At 41.2% G+C, this 25,268-nt stretch carries 17 protein-coding genes and 1 tRNA gene; 7 read left to right on the top strand and 11 right to left on the bottom strand.

The window, feature by feature from the left end; genetic code table 11:
* The 8 genes from BUB08_RS16265 to BUB08_RS16300 form a co-directional block, all read right to left on the bottom strand.
* A partial coding sequence (locus tag BUB08_RS16265; protein WP_175550029.1) for a transposase occupies nt 1–554 on the bottom strand: 554 nt, incomplete at its 3' end.
* A gap of 104 nt (nt 555–658) precedes the next feature.
* The gene (locus BUB08_RS16270; protein ID WP_073002979.1) at nt 659–2,881 is read right to left on the bottom strand and encodes a beta-galactosidase; all 2,223 of its coding nucleotides are present in this window, start codon (nt 2,879–2,881) and stop codon (nt 659–661) included.
* Nucleotides 2,882–2,968: 87 nt separating this feature from the next.
* On the bottom strand, nt 2,969–4,723 hold the full coding sequence (locus tag BUB08_RS16275) for a DUF4091 domain-containing protein (RefSeq protein ID WP_073002980.1): 1,755 nt from the start codon (nt 4,721–4,723) through the stop codon (nt 2,969–2,971).
* A 639-nt stretch (nt 4,724–5,362) separates the two neighbouring features.
* Nucleotides 5,363–7,051, bottom strand: a complete 1,689-nt coding sequence (locus BUB08_RS16280; protein ID WP_073002981.1) for a RagB/SusD family nutrient uptake outer membrane protein — start codon at nt 7,049–7,051, stop codon at nt 5,363–5,365.
* A gap of 25 nt (nt 7,052–7,076) precedes the next feature.
* Nucleotides 7,077–10,412, bottom strand: coding sequence for a TonB-dependent receptor (locus BUB08_RS16285; RefSeq protein WP_073002982.1), 3,336 nt, complete (start codon nt 10,410–10,412; stop codon nt 7,077–7,079).
* Between the two features lie 79 nt (nt 10,413–10,491).
* Entirely contained in the window at nt 10,492–11,502 is a 1,011-nt protein-coding gene (locus BUB08_RS16290) for a FecR family protein (RefSeq protein ID WP_073002983.1), read from the bottom strand.
* Between the two features lie 162 nt (nt 11,503–11,664).
* Entirely contained in the window at nt 11,665–12,219 is a 555-nt protein-coding gene (locus BUB08_RS16295) for an RNA polymerase sigma-70 factor (protein WP_073002984.1), read from the bottom strand.
* Between the two features lie 461 nt (nt 12,220–12,680).
* Nucleotides 12,681–12,756: transfer RNA gene (locus tag BUB08_RS16300), tRNA-Gln, on the bottom strand.
* Between the two features lie 173 nt (nt 12,757–12,929).
* Here BUB08_RS16300 and BUB08_RS16305 point away from each other — a divergent pair.
* The gene (locus BUB08_RS16305; protein WP_073002985.1) at nt 12,930–15,998 is read left to right on the top strand and encodes a glycosyltransferase family 117 protein; all 3,069 of its coding nucleotides are present in this window, start codon (nt 12,930–12,932) and stop codon (nt 15,996–15,998) included.
* On the opposite strand, the gene BUB08_RS16310 is transcribed toward BUB08_RS16305, so the two are convergent.
* Nucleotides 15,993–16,523 (bottom strand): hypothetical protein, encoded by a 531-nt coding sequence (locus BUB08_RS16310; protein ID WP_073002986.1) that lies wholly within the window; start codon nt 16,521–16,523, stop codon nt 15,993–15,995. The genes BUB08_RS16305 and BUB08_RS16310 overlap by 6 nt on opposite strands.
* A 50-nt stretch (nt 16,524–16,573) precedes the next feature.
* Between BUB08_RS16310 and BUB08_RS16315 the strand changes: the two genes are divergently transcribed.
* Complete coding sequence (locus BUB08_RS16315) at nt 16,574–16,981, top strand: (deoxy)nucleoside triphosphate pyrophosphohydrolase (protein ID WP_073002987.1); 408 nt, start codon at nt 16,574–16,576, stop codon at nt 16,979–16,981.
* On the opposite strand, the gene BUB08_RS16320 is transcribed toward BUB08_RS16315, so the two are convergent.
* Nucleotides 16,978–17,928, bottom strand: coding sequence for a D-2-hydroxyacid dehydrogenase (locus BUB08_RS16320; RefSeq protein WP_073002988.1), 951 nt, complete (start codon nt 17,926–17,928; stop codon nt 16,978–16,980). The genes BUB08_RS16315 and BUB08_RS16320 overlap by 4 nt on opposite strands.
* Before the next feature lie 113 nt (nt 17,929–18,041).
* Complete coding sequence (locus tag BUB08_RS16325; RefSeq protein ID WP_073002989.1) at nt 18,042–19,508, bottom strand: M28 family metallopeptidase; 1,467 nt, start codon at nt 19,506–19,508, stop codon at nt 18,042–18,044.
* Between the two features lie 199 nt (nt 19,509–19,707).
* Here BUB08_RS16325 and BUB08_RS16330 point away from each other — a divergent pair, with 199 nt between their 5' ends.
* The 5 genes from BUB08_RS16330 to BUB08_RS16350 all read left to right on the top strand — a co-directional run bounded on the left by BUB08_RS16330 (nt 19,708) and on the right by BUB08_RS16350 (nt 25,211).
* Entirely contained in the window at nt 19,708–21,174 is a 1,467-nt protein-coding gene (locus tag BUB08_RS16330; RefSeq protein WP_217651640.1) for a M48 family metalloprotease, read from the top strand.
* A gap of 128 nt (nt 21,175–21,302) precedes the next feature.
* The gene (lpxK, locus tag BUB08_RS16335; RefSeq protein WP_073002991.1) at nt 21,303–22,412 is read left to right on the top strand and encodes a tetraacyldisaccharide 4'-kinase; all 1,110 of its coding nucleotides are present in this window, start codon (nt 21,303–21,305) and stop codon (nt 22,410–22,412) included.
* The gene (locus BUB08_RS16340) at nt 22,351–23,163 is read left to right on the top strand and encodes a purine-nucleoside phosphorylase (protein ID WP_073002992.1); all 813 of its coding nucleotides are present in this window, start codon (nt 22,351–22,353) and stop codon (nt 23,161–23,163) included. The genes lpxK and BUB08_RS16340 overlap by 62 nt, the downstream gene beginning before the upstream one ends.
* A gap of 69 nt (nt 23,164–23,232) precedes the next feature.
* The gene (locus BUB08_RS16345) at nt 23,233–24,177 is read left to right on the top strand and encodes an SMP-30/gluconolactonase/LRE family protein (protein WP_083570828.1); all 945 of its coding nucleotides are present in this window, start codon (nt 23,233–23,235) and stop codon (nt 24,175–24,177) included.
* Between the two features lie 86 nt (nt 24,178–24,263).
* Entirely contained in the window at nt 24,264–25,211 is a 948-nt protein-coding gene (locus BUB08_RS16350; RefSeq protein WP_073003073.1) for a pyridoxal-phosphate dependent enzyme, read from the top strand.
* Nucleotides 25,212–25,268: the final 57 nt, after the last annotated feature.

The following is a 25,268-nucleotide window of genomic DNA, read 5'->3' on the forward strand; positions in this document are numbered from 1 at the left end:
TATACTGCACGGCTTACCACTCGGCCTTCATCCCTGACTTTATAATGCATCGCATCGAGCCAAACAATCGGATACAACGATTCAAGCGGACGACTTTGCCAGGCTTTGACCTGTGGAATAACCCGGTCGGTTATCTCACTTAATGTAGAATGGGAGATTTCTACATCATACATCTCTTTAATATGATTAGAGATGTCCCGAAAGCTCATCCCCAGTCCATATAATCCAATGATTTTAGGGGCAAGGTTATCCGCCAGTACAGTCTCTCGCTTTTTTACAAGTTGTGGTTCAAAACTACTGTTGCGGTCTTGCGGGGTGGTTATCTCAATTTCTCCCGAGTCGGTTTTGAGCGTTTTGCTTTTCTTCCCATTACGTTTGTTGCCTGATAATCGTTCAAAATCATCCAAATGGGTACTCATCTCTGCTTCAAGGGCACTTTCGATAAACTCTTTCAACAAGGGCGCAAATACGCCATCTTTACCTGTTAGGGATCGTCCACTGCGTAACTGCTCAAGGGCTTTGTCACGCATCGCTTTAAATTTTTTACTTTCCATAATTACTCTGTCTTGCAAAATTAATACTGTTGGACAGAGTTCATTTTACAGTCTCTTGAAAATAATTCCATCATCTCTACATAGACAGAAGTTGCGTTTAGTTTTTAATTGTCGAACCGAAAAAACCTAGTTTCTCCAGATGAAGAAAATTCAATTTCAAAAGTTTTATCTGGTTTTAATGTAATCCTTTCCCCTGATCCATATCCTTTATTAGGAACCATTAATTCAATAAGGCTTGCTTGAAATGGCAGGGAGATTATTTTTTTGCCAGGGCTGGATGCCTTAATTGATAAATAGCTTTGATTGCAATAAAGGACATCCCCATTATTATTATAAATATTCACACCGGCCTCTAAGGCAAAATGTTGTATTGCCTGCCAAGGCAGGGTTGGATAGCAGGCAAGAATATTTGAATAGTCTTTCATTCTATTTTCTCCAAATATTGCAAACCCGTCATTAGTGTGTCCATAGATATTGCTAGCCCCACCACTTTTTATGTATATAAAAGGGGAGGCTGCACTACCTTTATATTTCAATTTCCCGGTTGGAAGGTCTATGATAATGTCTGAAGCTTCTTTTTTATCTTCATATCCCAGCTGCATTCCAACCAGGGAGGATACATTATCCACAGAAATTTTATCGCCTATTAGCCCGGGAGCATAAAGCCATAACAACGTTCTGCCACCTGACATACATTTCCTGGATATTAGGTCCCTATCTTGGGAGGAGAGCACAAACGAATTGAAAAATATCATCATCTTGTATCCCGAGATATCTAAATTCTTAAGGTCTTCCAATAAATAAATATCATAAGGGGTCCCGATTTTATCAATTTGTGCTTTTTGGTAGTTTAACCATGGTATATTACTTACTCGCTGCCTTTTTAAAGGGGCAAAATACGGAATTGATTTCTCGTCAACGATCACACATACCTCTGCTAATGAATCACCTGATTTATGGATACTTTCATCTGCAACTTTTTGTGCTTCACTGAAAAATTTCAATATTCTTTCATGGTCATACCATCCCCCCCACAAGTCATACCAATAAAGGGTTGTACCTGTACATATGGCATGTGTAAATTCAGACTTGAGATGTTCCAGAGTTTGATCCAATGTTCCCGGACGTTTCCATATGGGTAAATCATATACATGGTATGGGTCAATTTCAGGTCTCATCTCTGAAATCCATTTCCCTAAACATGTTTTTTCGTCCCCTTCATTATAAAAAAGTTTATTTGCTTTTTTTATTGAATCAATTTCTGTCCTAAAAGTCGTTGATGTAAAAAAATCAACATAAGGGGATTTAAGGAACCGCGAAAAATTCATATGATCCAGCCACTGCGTAAAAGTGTGCCCATAAAACGTCCCTGTAAGCAGGTTTCCATGGCTTTCTTCTTTTACTGCCCGACAAAGGAATTCAATGCTATCTATAATTTCGTCGCACCTGAAAAAACGATAATCAATATTCAGCCTGGACTTTTCTGGATCAAAAAAATTACCGAATTCAGGTTTTTCTCTCTCCACGGGTAATGGGATACTTATTTGTTCGATGGATTTACCAAAATAGTTTTGGATTAATTCTCTATCGTTATTGTATTTTTGCAATAACCATTCCTTAAATCGGGCCTCCGCAACAATACTATAGTCGGTATCTCCGAGCCAACCGAGGTGTACAGATTCATTTGTCTCTCCAACACATATATGCATTCCTATAAATCTGTCAGCATAGGTCGATCGATATACATGCTGAACAATTTTACGTAATACTTCCGCGGTTTCTTCCCTCCATATCTGAGATGAAAAAGATTGGCACTGAGGTAATCCTGTTTCGTATGTCCTGCATGTATCTGCAGGATGGAAGCTATCCCACCAACTTGGACTATTACAACTTATCCGAGGAAGAATATAAGCATCGGGAGCTACTTCCAAAATTTCATTGATGCTAGCGTCCATAATATCAAAGTCAATTTTTCCCGGGGCAATCCATATATTATGCTTATTAAGTCTTACCTTTTGGTTTTTATAGAATCCTGGAAATCTATCTCCCAAAGAAACATAACATCCAAAAATTTTAGTCCCGTGTTCATACATATTTTTGTATCTGAACTGTTGCGGAAAATGTGATAAGTATGCTGTCGGAAAACATGGCTCATCATTAATGAATACAGTCGGTTTACCCATATACTGTTTAAGGTGGCAAGAAGTTGATGATTTTCCAATATTACCTTCGCGAACCAAATTTCTCCTAATATTCCCCTCGAAACCTTCCTTTTCCATCCCTAGCAGGTTCATCCCAGTAAATAACGCTCCTCCTCCAGTACTCATTTTTTTTACAAAATTTCGTCTTTTCATATCATCTTTATATTATATTCAACCTTATTCGAATTTTAGCTCTCAAGATTTATTTGTCGTTTAATAGCTATTCAGTTGCATTTTAGCTTTAACCAGTATCTCTGAGGCAGGGATACTATCCAATCTATTTATCTCAAATTCCTTTAGTACTTTGTCCATCCGTTTTAATTTTTCAATTTCTCCCTTATTTATGAATTCTTCACGTAATATCTTTATCTTCTCGAAATCTTGTATCCCTTCAATAATTTTCTCGAACCGTATTGAGGTCCTTGGACCAGGATAAATAAGATAACATGTCCCAGAAGGCCAATATTTATATCTGGAATCAATCAATGGATTCTCGTTCCATTTATTAAATGCCCAAAAAAGATAGCCTGTATATCCCCTTTTTGCAGCTAACCATCCTAACCAAGTACATTCGGCTGGAGAAGAAAAAGTATATGGTGCAAGGTGCTTTTCTTTGCACGCCGTATAAAATGTTGCCGGTTTGTTTTCCTTTTTTCGTATTAATAAAAAATCTTCATCAAAATACAGGTATGAAGCCAGGCAGTAATCGTAGATGTCATTTTCCAATTCAGGATGATATGAATCTGCCGCCAAAGAAACTTTCCACGATGAATCAATCTGCTTTAAAAGAGATATTACAACCTGAAGACTTTTAAGCGGACGTTCATCAATCGCTATTGTAGTAATATCAAACCATCCTTTTGTTTTTAGGTGTTCAGTAAAATCTTTAAGCATAGGAATCCAATATTGTTTGTATTCAGTAGTCCCGGGTTCTGCCTGAAATGTTATCTCATTTTCTAAAGCTTCATCATAATATGTAAAATATAAATCCCAATTAATCATACTGTAACAATTGATACGTTGGTTTATTCCACAATCCATCAGAAATGAAATATACTGATCAAACAGGCTATAATCATATTCCCAATTTCCGTCATTCTTTTTTATCCACTTTATAAGACTTGGATCTTCAAACAATTTATGTTTACGGTTCCATGGCTTTTCAATAATATTAGCAGTAATTACTTTTTGCCCGGCATTTGCCAACAATGTAAAATAAGGCCTCATTAATTCGAAGTGTTCTTTGCTCCATAATCCTACTCCATGTATCCTGGCAATTCGGGAGGGGTGTTGCCAAATATCCAAATCAAATTTCCATTGGCGTGGTGGTGACAAAACATGCTCCAGAACGTTTATTGAAATATCTAATTTGTACTCACGGAGTGCATTTATAATTATTGTCCCCTCATAAGTCCCCGCTTGTTGTCCCCTTGGCACTTTTATACTCAACCAAATTGGCTGTACCGTATTGGTGCAGACAGGGATTGATTTTATAATATCGATTGGATCTGCCACAAGGGACGAATCATAATCTGAAGGCTCCCTTCTGTTGCACCCCCCTCCATATTCATCTGCCATGACATACCTTACAAAGGCGGCTTCTATATCTTCACTTTTGAGTCGGTGGCCATCTTTATTATGAAGGTCACCAATCTCGCAACTTAGTTCAGGTATTTCGGTGTTAGACCAAACCAGTATCTGTGTATGAATTTTTTCCCCTTTCCATACTTTAGCTTCCCATGTAAAAACTAAAGGGATATCCGGAACTTTTTCTTTATCGTATCTGACATTATCGTCTGCAAAGCTTACATTTACATCATTGCTAAGGAGTTGCCATCCTTCAATTATTGTTGCAGTTGGATTAGGAAGTTCCTGGTAATAATTATTGTCTGGGTTGCTGTAACTCAAATTTTGGGCATAAGAGTTTATTCTAACTAAAAAGAACACTATAAAGATTACTTTTTTCATTTTTGTCTATAAATATTCAAGTTTCCCAATACCCTTATTTTAATCTTTCAACCTCTTTATTGATTTCTTCTAATATTCGATATACTACTGCTGCAGTATGTTGGATTAATCCGAACTCTCATCAACCCCAATAATCTGTAAAAGAGGATTCGTATGGATGTTATTACCCCATATCAGTTTGTATTACTAATAGCTACGGTACCATGTTTCCCCTACTTTGTTTTCTATATCAACTGTGAATTGTGCTTTGGGTGTACTCTTTTAAATCGAAACAGGAAATGCAATCATCGATATAAACTTCCGTTGGTCAACTTTCAACTTCTTGTACAATACTATTTGCAGCATTTCTTTTCAATGTTTTATCACTTCTATTTATTACTTACCGCATGCCTCATAATAGGGAGTTGAACGGTTTTAATTTATGGTATTGAATTAGGCACTTTGTTAATAATATCAATGATATTGTTTTTTTGTACAAAAACAGTTATGGAGTTTTCTCAAACATTGTTACGTTTAGGGATAACACCTAATTCATAAATATATATGAATGAAAAATACCACATCAATCAATTATTACTTAAATGCCTAATTCAATTATCTTATTCTATCAAAGATTACAGTAGCTAAATTATTTTGCTTTTAATACCCTGGGTTTTGTTCCAAATTAGCATTAATATTCGCCTCTATTTCACTGTTTGGAATAGGCCAAAGACTATGATGGTCCTGAATATCATCTGCATTCCAGAAATTATATTCCTTTACCCTACTAATCAGTAAACCTAATCTCATTAGAGTTAACCTCCTAGGTGTTTCCAAAACCAACTCCCTTGCTCTTTCATCAAGTATATATTCTATGGTTACGTCTCCTGCGTTAACAGGCGTGGCATTAGCCCTCTGTCTAACCTCATTAATATCATCAGCCGCTTTGTCTTTTAACCCTTTATTCAAGTAGGCTTCAGCCCGAAGCAGATAACACTCGGCCAATCTCAGAATATAAGACTCTCTATATGTAGTACCCGCAAAAGAGCTCAAAACATAGTTTGATTTGTCAATATATAGTTCATCAGGGTGGTTTTCAGGAGTGGTAGCTTTCACAAACCAGGGATACCATCTCCAATCCTGGGCAAGTATAACCGAACCTGGATATTCCAGTCCGCTTTTTCCATAATATGCGGATTCCGGATTGGAATAAATAAAGTCCCTGACTATATTATGAGGAGCATTCCTGATGTCATTATTAAAATCACTTTCCCATATTTGATTAATAAGGTAGTCGGTCGGCATAGCCAGAGAAACTCCCGCACTTCCAACATTATCATCTCCTTCATAACCTCTTACCCCAAGTATACCATCTGGATCATTAAGCGTCCAAATAGCAGGTATAAAAAAACGTTCAAATGCATGATTATAAGTTGTAGCGGTTGTAACAAGAAATCCACCGGGCAAATCAGTCTCCATTTGAGCAACCCAAATGGCTTCAATATTTCCTGCACTTCTATTTTGATTCCCTCTTCTAAACAAATCCCAGTACACATCGCCCGGCTCCCTTGATTTACGAGAACCAAACCTTTCTTTCATAAGCGCTGTATTCGGATTGTCTATTACGGTAGTCAGGGCTGTTATGGCTTTGTCATCTTCACCCTCACTAATATAAGTTTCTGCCAGGTAATGCAATGCCACAAGATTCGAAATCCTGCCATCCTGGGAAACTTCATTAAGCTCCGGTAGGTTTGCAGAAGCATATTCCAGGTCATCAATAATCTGAGTCAATATTTGATCCTTTGTGGCCCTTGTAAAATCAGTTTCTGGGGAAGTAATTTGTTCTGTGATTAACGGCACCCCTCCAAAAAGGTAAACCAGATGCCTGTATGCAAAGCCCCTGAAAAACCTTGCTTCAGCTTCAACTTGGTTCGCCTCGTCTTCTGACAATTCAGAACCATTTATGCTCGCTATTATGGTATTGACTTCACTTATCAATTTATACCAGTCTCTCCATTCATTCAATGGAACCCTACTATCAGTGGCCATGTTTACGTCATAATGTCCCCATCTACTAATACCTGATGAGACACGTGCATCATACCACATATCCGTTCCGTTTCGCATCATCATCATGTGGGAATAATTTGATTCTCTCCCATAATATCTTTCCCTTACAATTGTATAAAGATAATTCAAAGAAGTTTGAAAGTCATTATTTGTTACATAGGCATTGGAAGGGGTTAAAAAGTCTTTTGCCTCTTCTTTCAGGAAGTCTGCCTCATTACAGGATGTAAAAAACACCAGCAAAAGAACGATGAAAATTTTGTATTTTTTATTTGTCTTCATTTTTTCAGATTTTGCATTCGATAAGTTAAAATTTAATATCCAGCCCTAGGGTGATACTTTTCATAACCGGGTAACCTCCCATAGCAACACCTTGACCTGTTTCCGGATCCCACCCCAACCATTGTGTAATGGTAATTAAATCTTTGCCGGTTAAATACACTTTCAGGTTATCAATTCCAATTTTTCGAATAATTTGGTTGTTAAAATCATATGCTAATGAGATGTCCTGCAGGCGCACAAAATTTCGTTGTTGATAAGTGCCACCTCCGTATTCTCTTGCGTCGCCTCCCTGCCTTCGGTATGTAGCTTCAGGGTTGTAGGGAGTCCAGTAATCGACACCTGCAAACCAGCTCATGTATGTTAACACTTCACCTCCCCGATGATCAGGCTCATTGAGTTTCATATAACCATTTCTACCACCCTGTATAGATTTAATAAAAAAACTAAGTGATAAGTTCTTGTAGAAAAATGTATTTTGTATCCCCAAACTATATGCAGGCTCCTGTCTTCCCAATATTCTCCTGTCTTTTTCAGGTGTTATATTCCCGTCACCATTCAAGTCTTTGTATTTATACATTCCAACTTCCGAATCGCTGGGTACGTCATTCATTTCGGATATTTGCCAGATACCATCTACTTCATAATCATAAAGTGAATGTATAGCCTCTCCGATAAATAAACCACTTGCGATTAAATCATCTTCCTTTCCATCGCCATCACTATCCAATCCTATCAGTTTATTGATCTTATTTCTGTTTGAATCAAAGAAAAGATCAAATGACCACTGAAAGGTCGAGGTATTTAAAATGTTGTTTGCGTGTAAGGACATCTCAATTCCTTTGTTATCTATTTCACCCACATTTGAAGTTATCGAACTAAAGCCTGTTAACTGGGGGAGGGATAGGTTCCATATTAAATCGGTAGTTTTAGAAGTATAATAATCAATGTTGGTCATCACCTTATTATTAAAAAGGCCAAAGTCAACTCCAAAGTTGTACGAGTTTGTTTTTTCCCAGGACAAATCATTGTTTGCCAGGCTTGAGATATATTGGCCTAAAACAGACTGGCTATCAAACACATATTGATTAGATCTTGAAACGCGTGCTATACTGCTATATCTGCTTACCGTATTTCCATTGACCCCATAGCTCGCCCTTAGTTTAACATAATTCAATACATTGTTATCATTCCAAAAGTTTTCTTCAGAAGGGACCCATGCAAGACCGACAGAGGGAAAGTATGCCGATTTTTTGTTTTTTGCAAAACCGCTAAAGCCGTCTCTCCTGATTGTTCCTGTCAAAAAATACTTATTTTTATAATTGTAATTTCCTCTGGCCATTTGATAGGCATATTGCTCCTGCCATCCCGATGAACTTATCGTTTGATTAGCAGCTGTTTCCAAAGCATAATACACTAAAGTCATATCTGTAAAACCAGTACCATTCGCCGTAAACGAATATCCATCTCTCTTCTCGATACCAGCCAGTAAGGTTGTGTTTATTTTGTGATCTCCAAATTGACCGGAATAATTAATGATGTTGTCAAAAATATATCCTGTGTTATTTGAAAATGCTCCATAAGCCCTACCTGTTAATCCTGCCATATACTCATTTGAATAGACCTGGGGTTGCCATTTGTAATCATAACTGTAGTTTGCCGTATAAGTCAGATTTTTTATTTTCGGGACCTTGATGACAGCATAGGCCTTTGTCATCAGTTGATTACGAATGTTTTTTTCTTCTGTGGCGCTGTTCATAAATGGATTTAAGTAAGTGCCATTTGGATATGGCTCATATTCCCCGCTTCCTGCATTCCCCACATAAGGTGTAACCAAGGGGTTCATCCTTGCAACAACATCAAAATCGGGTGTATCTCCTGAAAAATCAGAAAAACTCAGAAATGAATTTGTACCGATGGTAAGCCATTTTGTAATATCATATTTCAGGTTTATCCTTCCTGACTTCCTGTTGTACATATCATTCATTACCCAGCCTTCCTGTTTATTATAATTAAAAGATATCATATAGCTAAAGTCTTCCCCTCCACCTGTAATACTGAAATCTGTATTGGCTATCCTTCCCGGACTGGTACAATTTCCTACCCAGTCGTAATCAATGCCTTTATTATAACCATCTAAAATATTACCTTGCCAAGCGACATTGTCAGTTAACACAAAATCAGAATTCTCGGTGAGGTAATTAGGGGGCAAATAGGCTTCCATCCAAACAAAATCTTTTGCAGCCTGAATAAATTCTTCCCTATTGAGAGTTCTTAATGAATTTACTGGTGTCTGATAAGAATAATAAGTGGAAATATTAAACATCGGTTTCTGTTGTTTGCCTGCTTTGGTTGTAATAATAATTACACCATTTGCCGCCTGTGCCCCATATACGGCTTTACTGCTGGCATCTTTCAGAATATCTACCGATTCCACGTCGCTCGGGTTAATATCCCCAACATTTCCTCTGTATATCATACCATCCAGTACGATTAATGGGGATGTACTGCCGCTTAAAGTATTTTGTCCTCTTATCCGCATACTAGGTTCGCTTCCAGTAGTATATGTTTTTCCAACGCTTAAACCTGGCGCACTTCCAGAAAGGGATTGAAGGATATTTGTATTGGGGGAGTTTTCAAATATACCAATATTTGCCCTCTGAACAGAGCCTGTTAAATCTGATTTTTTTTGCATACCATATCCTATTGCAACCACCTCTTCTAATCCTATTGTCTCTTCGGCCATTGTTACATTAATATTTGTTTTTCCGGCTACAACTATTTCCTGCGTCAACATCCCAACAAAAGAAAATACCAATGTTCCATCAGATGGAATATTTGAAAGAGAATATTTCCCATCGGCATTGGTCACGGTCCCCTGAGTAGTACCTTTCACCACGACTGTTACCCCAGGAAGAGGGAAGCCGGAGGAATCGATGACTTTCCCGGAAACACTGTTTTGTTGGACTTGAGCCAAGCGTTCTTTTGCGCCCGCTTCATTTTCTTTGTGAATAACAATTAACCGGTTATCTACTGTGTAAGTTATGTGGCTTCCTTTCAAAATTTTGGAGAGAACTTTTTCAACAGACTCATTTTTAAAATCAACATCCACCCTATTACTCAGATCAACTTGTTTTAGGTTATAAAGAAAAGAGAACTCTGACTGAGCTTCAATCAGCTCGAATACCTCTTCAAGCGATAGGTTTTTCCCTTCGAGGGTTAGTTTTTTCGTTTGAGAATAACTAGAGGCCGAAACCTGCAGTAAAACAACAAACATAAAGAAACACATTAGCTTCATAGTTCGATAAATTTTGGGAAGGTTGCCCAACGGCCAACTACTCCCGTTAATTGGTTTTTTTTTCATAAATTTGACATGTTAATACAATGATTAAATTATTATTGATTATCGAAGGTGGTTGTCCTGGCCGACAGCCACCTTTCTTTTATTTCATTGGCTTATATATTATTTCAAACTTTCGGAATCCTGTTTTTTTATAGTCTATAGATGTAGTCAATTTTAAACCATCCAGCACCTGCCAGATGGTTTCCTGATTTCTGAAATTACCGTTGTAAAGCATTTTTCCCAGCTCGGGGGATGAGTAAGAAAGCTTAACGTCGTACCACCGTTCAAGCCGTTTTAACAATTCAGGAAAAGCAATTTCTTTAAAGCGAAACTCTCCGTCTTTCCATGATGATTCCATGCCCACATCGCTGTCCAGCACTCTGTACTTTCTCTCTTTTTCATTTAAATAGAATTGTTGTCCGGGGACGATGTCAATAGCACTGGTGCCTTCCCCAACTAAAACACCAACCTTGCCTTCCAAAAGCGACACCTTGGAAAAGTCGTCATCCGTGTAGGAACAGACATTAAATTGGGTTCCTGTAACCTGAATATTAAAATGGTCGGTTCTTACAACAAACGGCTCGTTTTCGTTTGCTTTTACGTTAAAAAAGGCCTCGCCAAGCAGGCTCACTTCACGTTTCCCGCCTGTGAATGTCCCGGGATATGTTAATTCTGAACCGGAGTTCAGAACAACTGTAGAACCATCGGCCAATGTCACTTCCGACTTTGAGCCAAAAGGCACTTTAAACGACATCATTGTTGTCTCATATGAGCCTTCATGAATTTTCACGGGCTGTTCATTTAAAAACAGGATAGTCATCAGCCCAACAATAAAAACAGCAGCGATACCGGCCACAGTTTTCCACAAGCGAAGACTTTTTACAGAAGCACTGTTTTTTGTTGCTTTTTGCTTGTAAAACCGGAGTAATGCATCTCTGGAATTGTCTTCCTTTTTTAAAGAAGCGTCCCAAACATCCTTCATTTCATAGAAAGTTTTCTGGTTCTTTCCAGAGCTCTTCAACCAACTGGTGAGTGTTTGCCGATCGGCAATATTACACTCCCCATTTAAGTAGCGAAGAATTATTTGCGTAATATCAGTTTCTTGGTTCATTCTCTTTTCCTTCTATTTCTATTACACCCGTGAGGTAAAAAATACGTCACTGAAATAGAAAAAATATTTTTTGCCAGAAAACACACACGTTCAACCTCATCGTTTTGGTCAAATTACGAGTGCTCCAATTGCATTATTACTTAATGTTTTGTAGAGTATGCTTTATGGGTTATCCGCTTTATGTCGAACGACCAAATTCAGTAAAATGTAAATCTGTTTACCTGTTAAAACCTTTCGCAGGCCGGATAAGGCGCGGAATAACCTCGTCTCTACCGTGCGCAGTGGAATGCCCAGTTTCTCTGCAATTTCCTTATTTTTTAGCCCCTCAAACCTGCTTAATTCAATCATTTCTTTCTGCTTTGGAGGCAATGATTCAATAGCGGCATAGATCTCTTTCAAACTTTCCTTTTCGATTAACGATTTTTCACCGCTTCCGTAAAAGTTCAATTCATTAATCAGTAAAGACAACTCCTGCTTTTCTATGTGCTTATTAACAACGGATTGGTGGCGGATGTGATTCAGACAGCCGTTTCGTACCGAATTAAACAAATATGACTTTAAATGAGCATCAGAGAATGTGTATTTTTCTTTTTCCCACACCGTAACAAATACCTCCTGGACAATATCATGAACATCATTCTCATCTCGTATAAATTTTAATCCATACAACAGTAACGAATGATAATATTTCAGAAATATTTGGTCGAAAGTACTCATAGAGACGAAATTGGTTCAGCTAAAAATTTTCAACCGGCTCTCTTTATCAATTACAGAAATATACTCTCCTGAATTCCTTCAAATCAATAAAAGCTTAAACACTTTTCTTAAAATTTATTAACTCTTCTTCGGTTTGACTAGAAACAAATATAAATATTTCTAATATGTATTTTTTATATTCACAAATAATTGCACGTTACTATCTCTAATTTTTTTATTTCTCTAAAATCAAACAACACAGTTATTCCTCACATAACAAACTGTTCACAAACCCATTACAACCTCAACATAGAGAGGACACCTTTCCTTACGCATCAAAAAGCAAAAAAAACCGATTGTAATGTTTAACAGACAAATCCTGAGGCCCGGAAAAGACAACAGAAAAAATCAGAAAATTGCACCAAATAAAAAAGCCTGAAATCAGTGATTCCAAGCTTTCTAATAAATTCTGGTGAACCATTTGGTTGTCCCGCCAAGGCTCGAACTTGGACTCTTCTGAACCAAAATCAGACGTGTTGCCAATTACACCACGGGACAATCATTCATGCCTTTTTGTTAAAGACGCTGCAAAAATATAAATTTTTTTCATTTCGAGGCTTTTAACGGCCATTTTTTGAGAAAACGTTGTTCCGATAGATCGGTTTCCAAACAATGGATAATTGGGGCGCTTTTTTAAAACCGTATATTTGTGGGAATTCATAAAAAACTCAATGAGTCAGTTTAACAAAATCAACAATATTTTAGGGTGGGTAGTATTTCTGGCTGCCTCGACCACTTATTTGCTCACGCTGGAACCAACGGCCAGTTGGTGGGACTGCAGCGAATTTATTATCAGCGCTTTCAAATTGGAAGTAGGACATCCTCCCGGTGCGCCATTTCACATTATTCTTGGCCGGTTTTTCAGTTTATTTGCCGCAGATACGTCCCAAGTTGCTTTTATGGTAAACCTTTTATCGGCGTTGGCCAGCGCAGGAACCGTTATGCTGCTTTACTGGAGCATCGTCCATTTATCCAGAAAACTGTTCCCCAAAGAAGAGTTAACAAAAGCCGAGCAAATTGTAGTTTTAGGAAGCGGACTGGTGGGCTCGCTTGCTTTTACTTTTACCGATTCATTCTGGTTTTCTGCGGTTGAAGGCGAAGTTTACGCACTCTCTTCATTTTTTACGGCTGCCGTTTTTTGGGCTATTCTGAAATGGGAAAATGAAGCCGGGCAAAAATATGCAAACCGTTGGTTGATTTTTATTGCCTACCTGCTGGGGCTCTCTACCGGGGTGCACTTGCTCAACCTGCTTGCCATCCCTGCAATCGGACTGGTATACTATTTCAAGAAATATGAATTTTCATGGAAAGGCTTTGCCTCTGCGCTACTGGTTTCGGGACTAATACTTGGCAGTATTCAGTATGTTATTATTCCTGGATTACCAAAAATGGCTTTCATTTTCGATCTGTTTTTTGTGAATTCTTTAGGACTGCCGTTCAACACAGGCGTGCTTGCATTTATTGCTCTTCTTGTTGCAGGCTCTGTGTGGGCTGTGCGTTACACACGAAAACGAAACCTGGCGATTTGGAACACAGTGGTTACCGCAATTATTGTTATACTGATTGGATACTCCACATTTGCACTAATTCTGATTCGTGCGGCTGCCAATCCGCCCATGAACCAAAATCACCCCGACAATGCATTTGCCCTCAGAAGATACCTGAACCGCGAACAGTATGGCGACCGTCCTCTGTTTTACGGCCCCTACTACAATGCCCCGGCAATTGCAAATTCCGGAGAGAAAAAGTACTACAACAAGGTGAACGGGCGATATGAAGTTACCGGCACCTCGGCTGCAAAAACTGTTTACGACAGCAAAATGGAAAAGATATTTCCGCGAATGTACAGCAGCGATCCACGTCATGTTTCTGTGTACGAAAGCTGGGGAAATGTAAAAGGAAAGCCCGTCAGAATTCGGGAAGAGGGCGAAGTTAAAACATTAATGAAACCCACCTTTACGGAGAACCTGCGTTTTTTCTTCAGCTATCAAGTGGGATACATGTACTTCAGGTATTTTATGTGGAATTTTGTGGGCCGGCAAAACGATGCACAGGGCTATGGCGATTTTATGAACGGCAACTGGATTAGCGGAATTCAGTTTCTGGATGAACTCAGAACCGGCCCCCGGGACAAGCTCCCCGAATTCATGAAAAACGAACCTTCAAGAAACACCTACTTTTTTCTTCCTCTTTTGTTTGGGCTAATCGGCCTGTTTTATCAATACAACCACAGCCGCAAAGGGAAAGAAGGATTTGCGGTAATAATGGCTCTTTTCATTTTAACCGGAATTGCCATTATCATTTACCTTAACCAGACTCCCCTTCAGCCAAGGGAAAGAGATTACGGCTACGTTGGATCGTTTTACGCATTTGCCATTTGGATTGGCCTTGCAGTGCCTGCACTCTATTCGTCCATCCGGAAAATAGTAAAAGGAGTTCCCGGAGCTGTGCTGGTTACCCTGCTTTCTCTGGCTTTGGTTCCCGGAGTACTGGCCAGCCAAAACTGGGACGACCACAACCGATCGAACCGATACATGACACGCGATTACGCAATCAACTACCTGGAATCGTGCGCGCCGAATGCCATTCTTTTCACCTACGGCGACAACGACACATTTCCGCTATGGTATGCGCAGGAAGTAGAGGGCGTACGCACCGACGTAAAAGTTGTAAACCTCAGCTACCTGAGCATGGATTGGTACATCAATCAACACCGGAAAGCAACTTACGAAGCTGCACCTGTGCCATTTTCTTTTAAAGAAGAACAGTATTACCTGGGCGTGCGCGATGGTGCATTTATTCAAAACCGCATCAACAGGGCTATCGATTTACGGGATGCCATGCAGTTTATGGGAAGCGACGATGAACGCACAAAAGCGGAAACAATGAGCGGACATAAACTGGACTACTTCCCTTCCAACGAATTTTACCTTCCGGTAAACAAACAAAAGGTGCTGGAAACCGGAACTGTTCAACCCGAGGACGAAAATCTGATTGCAGACACAATACGATTCAGCATCAACAAAAGGTACGTCACAAAAGGCGAATGGGCCGTGCTGAACATTATTGCGGCAAACGACTGGGAAAGGCCGGTGTATATCGACCACAGCCTGCTTTACACCAACAACATATTTTTCAAAGACTGGCTTCAGTTCGAAGGGCTGGCATACCGTTTCGTGCCCATAAAAACCGAAAGCCAGGCAATTAACAAAGGGCACGTAAATACGCAGATTCTCTACGAAAATGTGATGAACAAATTCGTTTGGGGAAATGTGAATGCCCCTGATGTTTTTCTCGACGACTACAACAAAAAAGCCATTCGCATTATTCAGGCGCGATACATGTTTTCGCGGCTGGCAGAAGCGCTGGTAACCGAAGGAAAAAAACAGAAAGCAGAAGAAGTTATCGACAAAATGTTTGAGCTTTTCCCCAACGAAAAACTGCCACTGAGCTACGATTCATTCCCTGCAGTTGAGCAATACCTCAGGGCAGGCGCCACACAAAAAGGCATTGAAAAAGCCAGGCAGTTGGCTGAAAACGGTTTTGCCATGCTTAACTATTACCTTTCGCTGCCCGAGCGTTTTGCGCGCGCGGTTCAGGAAGAGCAGGAACGGGAAATAGGGAACATTCAAAACCTGCTGATTCTGACGCGGCACTACCAACTTACGGAGCTAAACAAAGAAATTGACGATAAGCTGAAAACAATTATCGACCGGTTGTCCAACGAACTGGACTCATAATTTTTGAATCTGAAAAAAAAGTTTTCGGGCAAGTTTCCTCCCTCTCGACAAAATGCCGGGAGTAGGATGAAACTCCATTTCCTGTTCAATAACCGACAAAAGCTCCGGTTTGAAATCGGGTTCTGATTCTGAAATATTGAATAAAACCTGCATGGCATGCACCCGGTTGGCAATGGGTTCGCTTGCCGAAGTAAAGCAACCCAGGCAATAATCAACTAAAAAGGAATAATATTGGGCCGGAAAATCATGCTGGCTGATTAATTTCAGGTAGTGCCTTTTTTTACTGAGGTTGTTTTCAGTTTTTAATTTAGAAATCATTTGAGGCAGAAAAGGTGCGATCAATTCCGGATGGTCATCATTTATTTTATCGGCAATGTAAGCGGCACGCCAACTTTTTGGGGAATCTGACTCCAGTGCCAGATTCATTAGCATTTCTAATTCGTCGGGACCAGACTCCAATTGTTGAATAAGCAGTGGAATATTCTCCCACAAAACAATCATCTCAAACAATTCTTTTTGGGTCATTCAATGGTTTTTTGCAAATATATTCGTTTCAATTTAACTAATTTTGAAAGATGATCAAAGTTACCTGTGCCATTATTATTCAGCATAAAAAAATACTGATTACCCAACGGGGAAACCATCCGCGCCACCCTTTCCAGTGGGAGTTTCCCGGGGGAAAAACAGAACCGGAAGAAACAGACAAGGAGTGCGTTGAACGGGAGCTAAAAGAAGAACTGAACCTGCATATTGAAGCGGTACAAAAATTACATCCTGTTCAATTTGATTACGGATTTCGCGAAATAGAGCTGATTCCTTTCATCTGCCACATAAAAAGCGGGGAAATACAGTTGAAAGAACACGTGGATTTCAAATGGCTTTCTTTATCGGAAATTAAAAAAATCAACCTCTCTGCCGCTGACAAAAAACTGCTTCAACACCCCGTCAACCGCCAAGCCATCGAAAACCGGGCTGCCACTTAGCCAACCACATTTTGCGGCTGCCCGTTCAAAAATGCTTTCAAATTTGCAGAAGCGATGTCCATTAATCTTTTTCGCGCATCGGTTGTCGCCCAGGCAATGTGAGGCGTAATGCAACAGTTTTTGGCTTTTGCCAACGGGTTATTTGGCGACGGCGGCTCGGTTGATAACACATCGAGGCCGGCACCGGCAATCCTGCCATTGTTTAAAGCATCGGCCAAATCCTGCTCATTAATCAACGGCCCGCGCCCGGTATTAATCAGCACTGCCGAAGCCTTCATTTTTTCAATGGCTGATTTATTTATGAACCCTTTGTTCTCGTCAGTCTGAGGGCAATTAATGCTTATAAAATCGCTCGTCGAAAGCAGTGTATCCAAATCAACCTGTCGCGCATTCAGGGGCGTTTCCTTTTTGCTTCTGTTTTGAAAAATAGTGTTCATTCCGAATGCCAGCCCGATTTGTGCCACCGCCTGTCCAATTTGCCCGAACCCTATTATTCCAAGCGTTTTACCGGCCAGTTCAACCTGCGGCGTAATGTGGTAGCTAAAATCGATGCTGGATGCCCACTCCCCTCTTTTTACAGATGCCGCATGTTCCGAAATATTCTGCACAATATTCAGAATGTGCGAAAAAACCATCTGCGCCACAGAAGCAGTACTATACGCCGGAATGTTGGTAACCACAATTCCTGCCCGGGCCGCAGCAGCCAAATCCACCACGTTGTATCCGGTGGCCAAAACACCTATAAATTTCAGCTCGGGCAATTGCTGAATAACTTCGTTGTTAAAAACCACTTTATTGGTAAACACAGCCTGCGCACCCTGGCAACGCTCCACTGTTTTATCCGGCGACGTGCGGTCATAAACAGTACATTCGCCCTGTTGATTAATGCCCTCCCAGCTTAAATCTCCTGGATTCAACGTATATCCGTCAAGTACTACAATCTTCATGTTCTTAAAATATTTAATTTCAGCAATTCAGCATAAAACTCGCAATCGCTTTTAATTATTTTCTGAATGCAATTATTCAGATGCTCGTTTCCTATTCTCGAAAATAGAACAAATTACCGGTTCGCCAATTGCCAGCCAACTAAATAACAAAGTTCAGCCACTTTTTTCATTTTATCAAAATTAATACGCTCCACATCATCGGTTGGCAGGTGATAGTCGGCAGTGTAGCCGGTTGACAAATTCAGAATGGGAACTTCATTCCGATGAAAATTATAATGGTCGCTGGAATAAAAAAAGTTTTCCGGCAAAGAAAAATCGGGAGTCAGTTCCAGCCGCTCACATGCAGAACCGGTAATTTCCGGCAAAGACGGGTCAAAGTTGTTAACCAGTGCATAAATCTCATGAAAAGGTTTTACCACTTTGGGCGAATGATTCCAAACCGAATCGCGCGGTTCGTACACGCGCCCAACCATGTCCAGATTAACGCAGGCCACCGTGCTTTTCATGGGGAAAACCGGATTTCTGCTGTAAAATTCGGAGCCAATCAACCCCACTTCCTCGGCTGTTACCCACAAAAAAACTATGCTTCGTTTGGGCTTTTCCTTCGAAACCGAAAAAGCCCGTGCAACTTCCAGCAGCGTTGAGGTTCCCGACGCATTATCGTCTGCGCCATTGAATATTTCGCCTGTTTTAGTTACCCCAAGATGATCGTAATGCGCCATAAAAACCACGCACTCATTTCTCAGAACTGAATCCGTTCCTTCCACTATCCCAATAACATTCCGCCCTTCCAATTCATCAACTTTTCTAACCGAGCTTAAACGAATATCTCCTGCTGACTCCACAGGAACGACCGATTCCTTTCTGACAGTTTTCCGAAGTGCTTTTTTCCAACGTCCCTTTCCTCCTAAAATCGCATCTGCTACCCGGGGTTTGGCAATTACCAGCGTTATTTCATCTTCAGAAACATTTTTATCGAGGGAATATTTTCGTTGATTTGCCCACTGTGCTATTTCCCTGAAAATTTCGTCATTCCTGTCGCGCACGCCGGTAACTAAAATAACTGTTCGGGCCCCGGCATCAAAAACCAAATCGGTTTTATCCTTCTCAAGTTTATTGTCCCAATACGATGGAGATGTTCCGGCAAATGACTCGGGCGTTCCAACAGACACCAGAACCACTCTGTCTTTTAAAACCGAACTGCTCACACTGTCGTAATTCGAATTGTCGGTATTTAGCCCGAACCCCGCGACAAACGGCTTCCCATCGACGCGAACTTCCTTTGCTTTTTGATTTACCACAAAAAAATCATCAGACCCGAAAACCTGTTCTTTCCCCTGAAAAACAACCTTCAATAAAGAGTTTTCCTCATCGCGCTCCGAAACAAACAACTCAAACTGTTGAGAATAACTATTCCCTTCAAAGTGCAAACCCATTTGTCCGATTTCCTCTTCCAGGTAGTCAGCAGCAACATCCAATGCCCGACTGTTGCCGGCAAAACTCCTGCCCTGCAAACTGTCTGCAGCCAGAAATTCCACATGCTCTTTCAGCTTACTTTTGGATATGCGCGGGAGCTCCAAATTCTGAGAAAATCCAGAGCAAAATAAAAGTAAAGATATTGTAAAGAGGAATAAATATTTACAGCGTTTCATTTCAATTCTGAGAAAATAAATTGCGATATTGCCAGTTCAAATGGTTAAAAATAATATTTTCTCCCCAAAACAAACAGGCTCAACCATTTTGCGCTGAAAAGTAAAACAGAATAAAAAACACAAAATAATGAAATCAACACAGGTAGTTATAAAAACCTTACTTGCATTTGCTGTCATTTTAATGGTTCCTTCGTGCGCTGTAAATCCGGTTACCGGGAAAAAACAGCTCATGTTGATGTCTGAAGCACAGGAAATTGCAACAGGGAAGCAGTACGATCCACAAGTAGTTGCGTCATTTGGGCAATACCAGAACGACCAGCTGCTTCGTTTTATCCAGTCGAAAGGAAACGAAATGGGAAAACTCTCGCACAGACCCAATCTGCAATACCATTTCAAAATTCTGGACACACCGGTTGTTAATGCGTTTGCAGTACCGGGGGGATACATTTATTTCACGCGCGGAATTTTAGCGCAGTTTAACAACGAAGCCGAACTGATGGGTGTTTTGGGTCACGAGATGGGCCACATTACCGCGCGCCATACAGCCAGCCAGCAAAGCAAACAACAACTGGGGCAACTGCTGCTGGTTGGCGGGATGATGGCCTCTGAAGATTTTCGGAATCTTGCAGGTTACGCAATGCAGGGAATGGAGTTGCTTTTTCTGAAATACAGCCGCGACAACGAGCGCGAGGCTGACCGTTTAGGCGTGGAGTACGCATCTAAAATCAGGTACGATGCACAAAAAATGGCTGACTTTTTTAGCGTTCTCAATAAAATGAGCGGGGGAAGCGACCACGGTGGAATCCCTTCGTTCCTTTCCACTCACCCCGATCCGGGCGACCGCCAGGTTGCTGTTGCCCAACAAACCAACCGGTGGAAAACCAGCCTGGGATATTCCGACTGGCAAGTAAACGAGGACAGCTACCTGCACATGATCGACGGCATGGTTTACGGCGAAGACCCACGGCAGGGATATGTTGACAGGAATGTATTTTACCATCCCGAACTGAAATTCAGCTTCCCGGTGCCGGCAGGCTGGAAACTGGAAAACTCTCCCCTCCAGGTTCAAATGGCACCCGAAGACGGACGGGCCATGATGATTTTTATGATGGGAAAACAAGCCTCCGCTGCCGAAACTGCGGAGACAACACTCAAAGAGCTGAACCTGACGGCAATTTCTTCGAAACAGGCAAAGGTAAACGGACTGCCTGCCATTGCCGTAATTTCGCAACAGGTATCTCAAAACCAGCAAACCGGCGAGCAACAAGCCATAAAAGTAATGTCTTATTTTATTGAATACGGAGGTGCTGTTTATATTTTTCACGGTGTTTCAAACGATGCCGATTTTAATACTTTTGCCCGGAATTTTGAATCGACAATGATGAAATTTAACCGGCTGACCGACTCCTCCAAACTGAATGTAAAACCCCGGAGAATTCAGGTAAAAAAAGTACAGCAAAACATGACCGTAGCCAATGCATTCAAATATTTTGGCGTACCGCAGGACCAAATGCAGGAACTGGCACTGCTCAACAACATGGAACTTACCGACAGGCTGCAAAAAGGCAAACTTATTAAAATAGTCGGAAAATAACCGGGCACAATCAATGCACAGGCCTTTGTGGTTAAAATTGTTAACTGTTCGTATTACAGAATGATTCCTGTTGGGAAAGCCGGAATCAAATTTTTATCTTAGCCAATTACTTAAAAACATTGAATTGAATGCTCAAAATTTTGCTCTATCCTTTTGCTTTTCTATACGGCGTTGGAGTTTATGTCCGCAACCGTCTTTACGATTTAAACCTGATTAAATCGAAAGAATTCGACCTGCCGGTCATTTCAATCGGGAACATTACTGTTGGCGGAACCGGAAAAACGCCACATGTGGAATACCTGGTCGAGTTGTTGAAAGAAAAATTTGAGGTTGCCACACTTAGCCGTGGTTACAAAAGAAAAACAAAAGGTTTTAAGCAGGTTGAAATAGATTCTGCCGTTTCGGAAGCAGGCGACGAACCGCTTCAAATCAAAAAGAAATTTCCGGAAATAACGGTTTCGGTTTGCGAAGACCGGGTGGAAGGCGTGGAAAAACTGCTGGATTCTCCGGACATAAAATCGCCCGATGTTGTTTTGCTTGACGACGCATTTCAACACAGGCGAATTACTCCCGGAATAAATATTCTGCTGATTGATTACAACCGGCCAATAAAAAAGGACAATCTGCTGCCCGCTGGCCGGCTGCGCGAAAGTGCTGTTCAGATGAGAAGGGCAAACATCATTATTTTCACAAAATGCCCGCACGGTGAAGTAACGCCAATTATGCGAAGGATTCTTCAGAAAGAAGTAAAACTGAAACCGTACCAGGAGCTTTTCTTCACAACTTTTGAATACGAAAAAATTAAACCTGTTTTTTCTGATGCCGGCACACAACCCGACCTCAGCGAAAAAGGGTTAACCGCCTTTCTGGTTGTTACCGGAGTTGCATTCCCCAGATTAATTCCCCAGTACCTCAGGCAGTTTGCTTCCGAAACCGATTTTATTCAGTTTCCCGATCACCACTACTATTCAGCAGACGACATTCAGCAGATAATGAACAAGTTTAACAAGCTGAAAACGAGCAAAAAAATAATTGTAACCACTGAGAAAGATGCTGTTCGATTTGCCGGAATGCCCGAGCTGGACGAGCAGTTTAAATCAGTTCTTTATTACCTTCCCGTAAAAGTTCAGTTCCTTGACGAAGAAGGAAAAATGTTTAACAAAAAGATTTTAAATTATGTTGGAGAAAATAAAAGCAACCGCGACCTACATAGAAGAAAGAATCAAAGCCCGGCCTGACACAGGAATTATACTGGGCACAGGGCTTGGCGGACTGGTAAATGAAATTGAAATTATTGATTCCATCCCCTACAACGAGATTCCGAATTTTCCGGTTTCAACAGTGGAAGGGCACGCCGGGCGTCTGATCTTCGGGAAGCTTGGAAACCGCGAAATACTGGCCATGCAGGGCCGTTTTCATTTTTACGAAGGGTATTCCATGCAGGAAGTTACATTCCCCGTGCGGGTAATGAAATTCATCGGAGTCGAACGGCTTTTTGTATCCAACGCTTCGGGCGGGTTGAACCCCGACTGGAAGGTGGGAGATATTGTGCTGATAAACGACCACATTAACTTTTTCCCCGAACATCCGCTTCGCGGAAAAAACAACAATGAACTCGGGCCGCGTTTCCCCGACATGAGCAAGGTGTACGACGAACGCCTGCGCAACAAAGCAAAACTTATTGCGCTGGAACATAACATCAGCATAAAAGAAGGAGTTTACATTGGCGTTTCGGGTCCTACTTTCGAAACTCCGGCAGAATACAAAATGTTCCGCATTTTTGGAGCCGACATCGTGGGCATGTCAACAGTACCGGAAGTAATTGTAGCGCAACATTCGGGAATGAAAATTTTTGGAATTTCCATTATTACCGACAGCGGAGTACCCGGCGAAATTGTGGAGATTTCGCACGAAGAAGTGCAGGAAGTGGCCATGAAAGCAGAGCCAAAAATGACCCTGATTTTAAAGAAGCTCATAGAAAGCCTCTGATGCATTTGTTGCATTCTCAGAAATCGTGTTTCTGAAAATGCTTTGGTAAAAATTTATAGTCCGGGAAAAATGAAAAACATTCTGTTAATACTGTCTGTAACTGCTTTGTTAATGAGTTGTTCAACCCCAAAAAAAGATACTGTGGAACTGGTACTCGATACTAAATCAGCGCTGGGAGAAGGAGCCATCTGGAACCCGAAAACCGGGGAATTAATCTGGGTCAACATCACCGAAAAAATTCTGAACATTTACAATCCGAAGCTAAAAAACAACAAAGAAATGTTTACCGGGCAGATGATTGGAACTGTGGTACCTGCCGATTCGGGCAAAATGATTGTTGCCCTCGAAAATGGTTTTTACCAATTCGACTCCAAAACAGGATCCAAACAACTGATTGCAGATCCGGAAGCAGACAAGCCCGGAAACAGATTTAACGATGGCAAATGCGACCCGGCCGGCCGCTTTTGGGCAGGCACCATGAGCAAAGAAGGGAAACAGCAGGCAGGCGCACTTTACCGGCTCGACACAGATGGTTCGGTTCATAAAATGATTGAAAACGTAACCACATCCAACGGCATTGTGTGGTCGCCTGATGCCACAAAAATGTACTACATTGATACGCCAACCCAAAAAGTTGTTGCATGGAATTACGACAACGAAACCGGGGAAATCAGCAATCCCAAAACAGCCATTGAAATACCGGGCGAAATGGGCTACCCCGACGGAATGACCATTGATGCTGACGGAAACCTTTGGATTGCCCTTTGGGGAGGATCGGCAGTGGGCTGCTGGAATCCGGAAACCGGCGAACTGCTTCGCACTGTTGATGTGCCGGCAAAAAATGTTACATCGTGCGCTTTTGGCGATGACGATTTGGGCACGCTGTACATTACCACCGCCACCCAGGGAACAAGCGCAGAAGAGCTGGAAAAATTTCCTCATGCCGGCGGTGTTTTCAAAATCCGCCCGGGCGTAAAAGGCGTGGAAGCATTTTTCTTTAAAGGAAACTTTTAGCAAAAAGCCTTCCCGGAAACATTGTAACCCACTTGTTCTTTTCGCATTTTCGTTAATTAGTTGCACAGAAAATAAAGTTGAACCGTATGAAATTCTTACCGGAATACTCAGACATTGAACAGGCACACCAGAATATTCAGAAATACATTCACCGCACGCCGGTGCTAACCTCGTCAGGCATCAATAAAATTGTTGGAGCCAGCCTGTTTTTTAAATGCGAAAACTTTCAGAAAGTCGGGGCATTTAAATTTCGCGGAGCGTGCAATGCCGTGTTTTCGCTTACCCGGGAGGAAATGAAAAAAGGCGTGGCCACACATTCATCGGGAAACCACGCTGCTGCGCTGGCGCTGGCTGCCCAAATGCGCGGAATTCCGGCTTACATTGTAATGCCCGAAACTTCGCCCCAAATCAAGAAAAAAGCAGTGGCCGGATACGGGGCGCAAATTACTTTCTGCAAACCCACACTGCAGGCCCGCGAAACAACTCTGGCCGAAATTGTAGCAAAAACAGGAGCTACCGAAATTCATCCGTACGACAATTTTAATGTTATTGCCGGCCAGGGGACTGCTGCCAAAGAACTAATTGAAGATGCAGGGGAATTTGACGTTATTCTGGCTCCGGTGGGCGGTGGCGGACTGCTCAGCGGAACAGCCATTTCAGCAAAACATTTAGTGCCAAGCTGCAAAGTAATTGCCGCAGAGCCGGCCGGTGCCGACGATGCGTTCCGGTCGTTCCGCTCGGGAAAACTAATTCCTTCTGAAAACCCTAAAACCATTGCCGACGGACTGCTCACTTCGCTGGGGAAACGAAATTTTGAAATCATCACCAGCAAGGTAGATGATGTTGTTACCGTTTCCGAAGAAAAAATTGTGGAAGCCATGCGCCTCATCTGGGAGCGGATGAAAATAATTATTGAACCGTCGTCTGCTGTTCCGCTAGCCGCCATCCTGGGAAAAAAAGTGGATGTAAACGAAAAAAAAGTCGGGATTATCCTTTCTGGAGGAAATCTCGACTTAGGGAATCTGCTGTTTTAAATTACTAATTTTTAGTAACTATTTTTATTCTGTTTTCTTTATCTCCGAATTGTTTTC

This window comes from Mariniphaga anaerophila (genome assembly GCF_900129025.1).
GTDB classification, from domain to species: domain Bacteria; phylum Bacteroidota; class Bacteroidia; order Bacteroidales; family Prolixibacteraceae; genus Mariniphaga; species Mariniphaga anaerophila.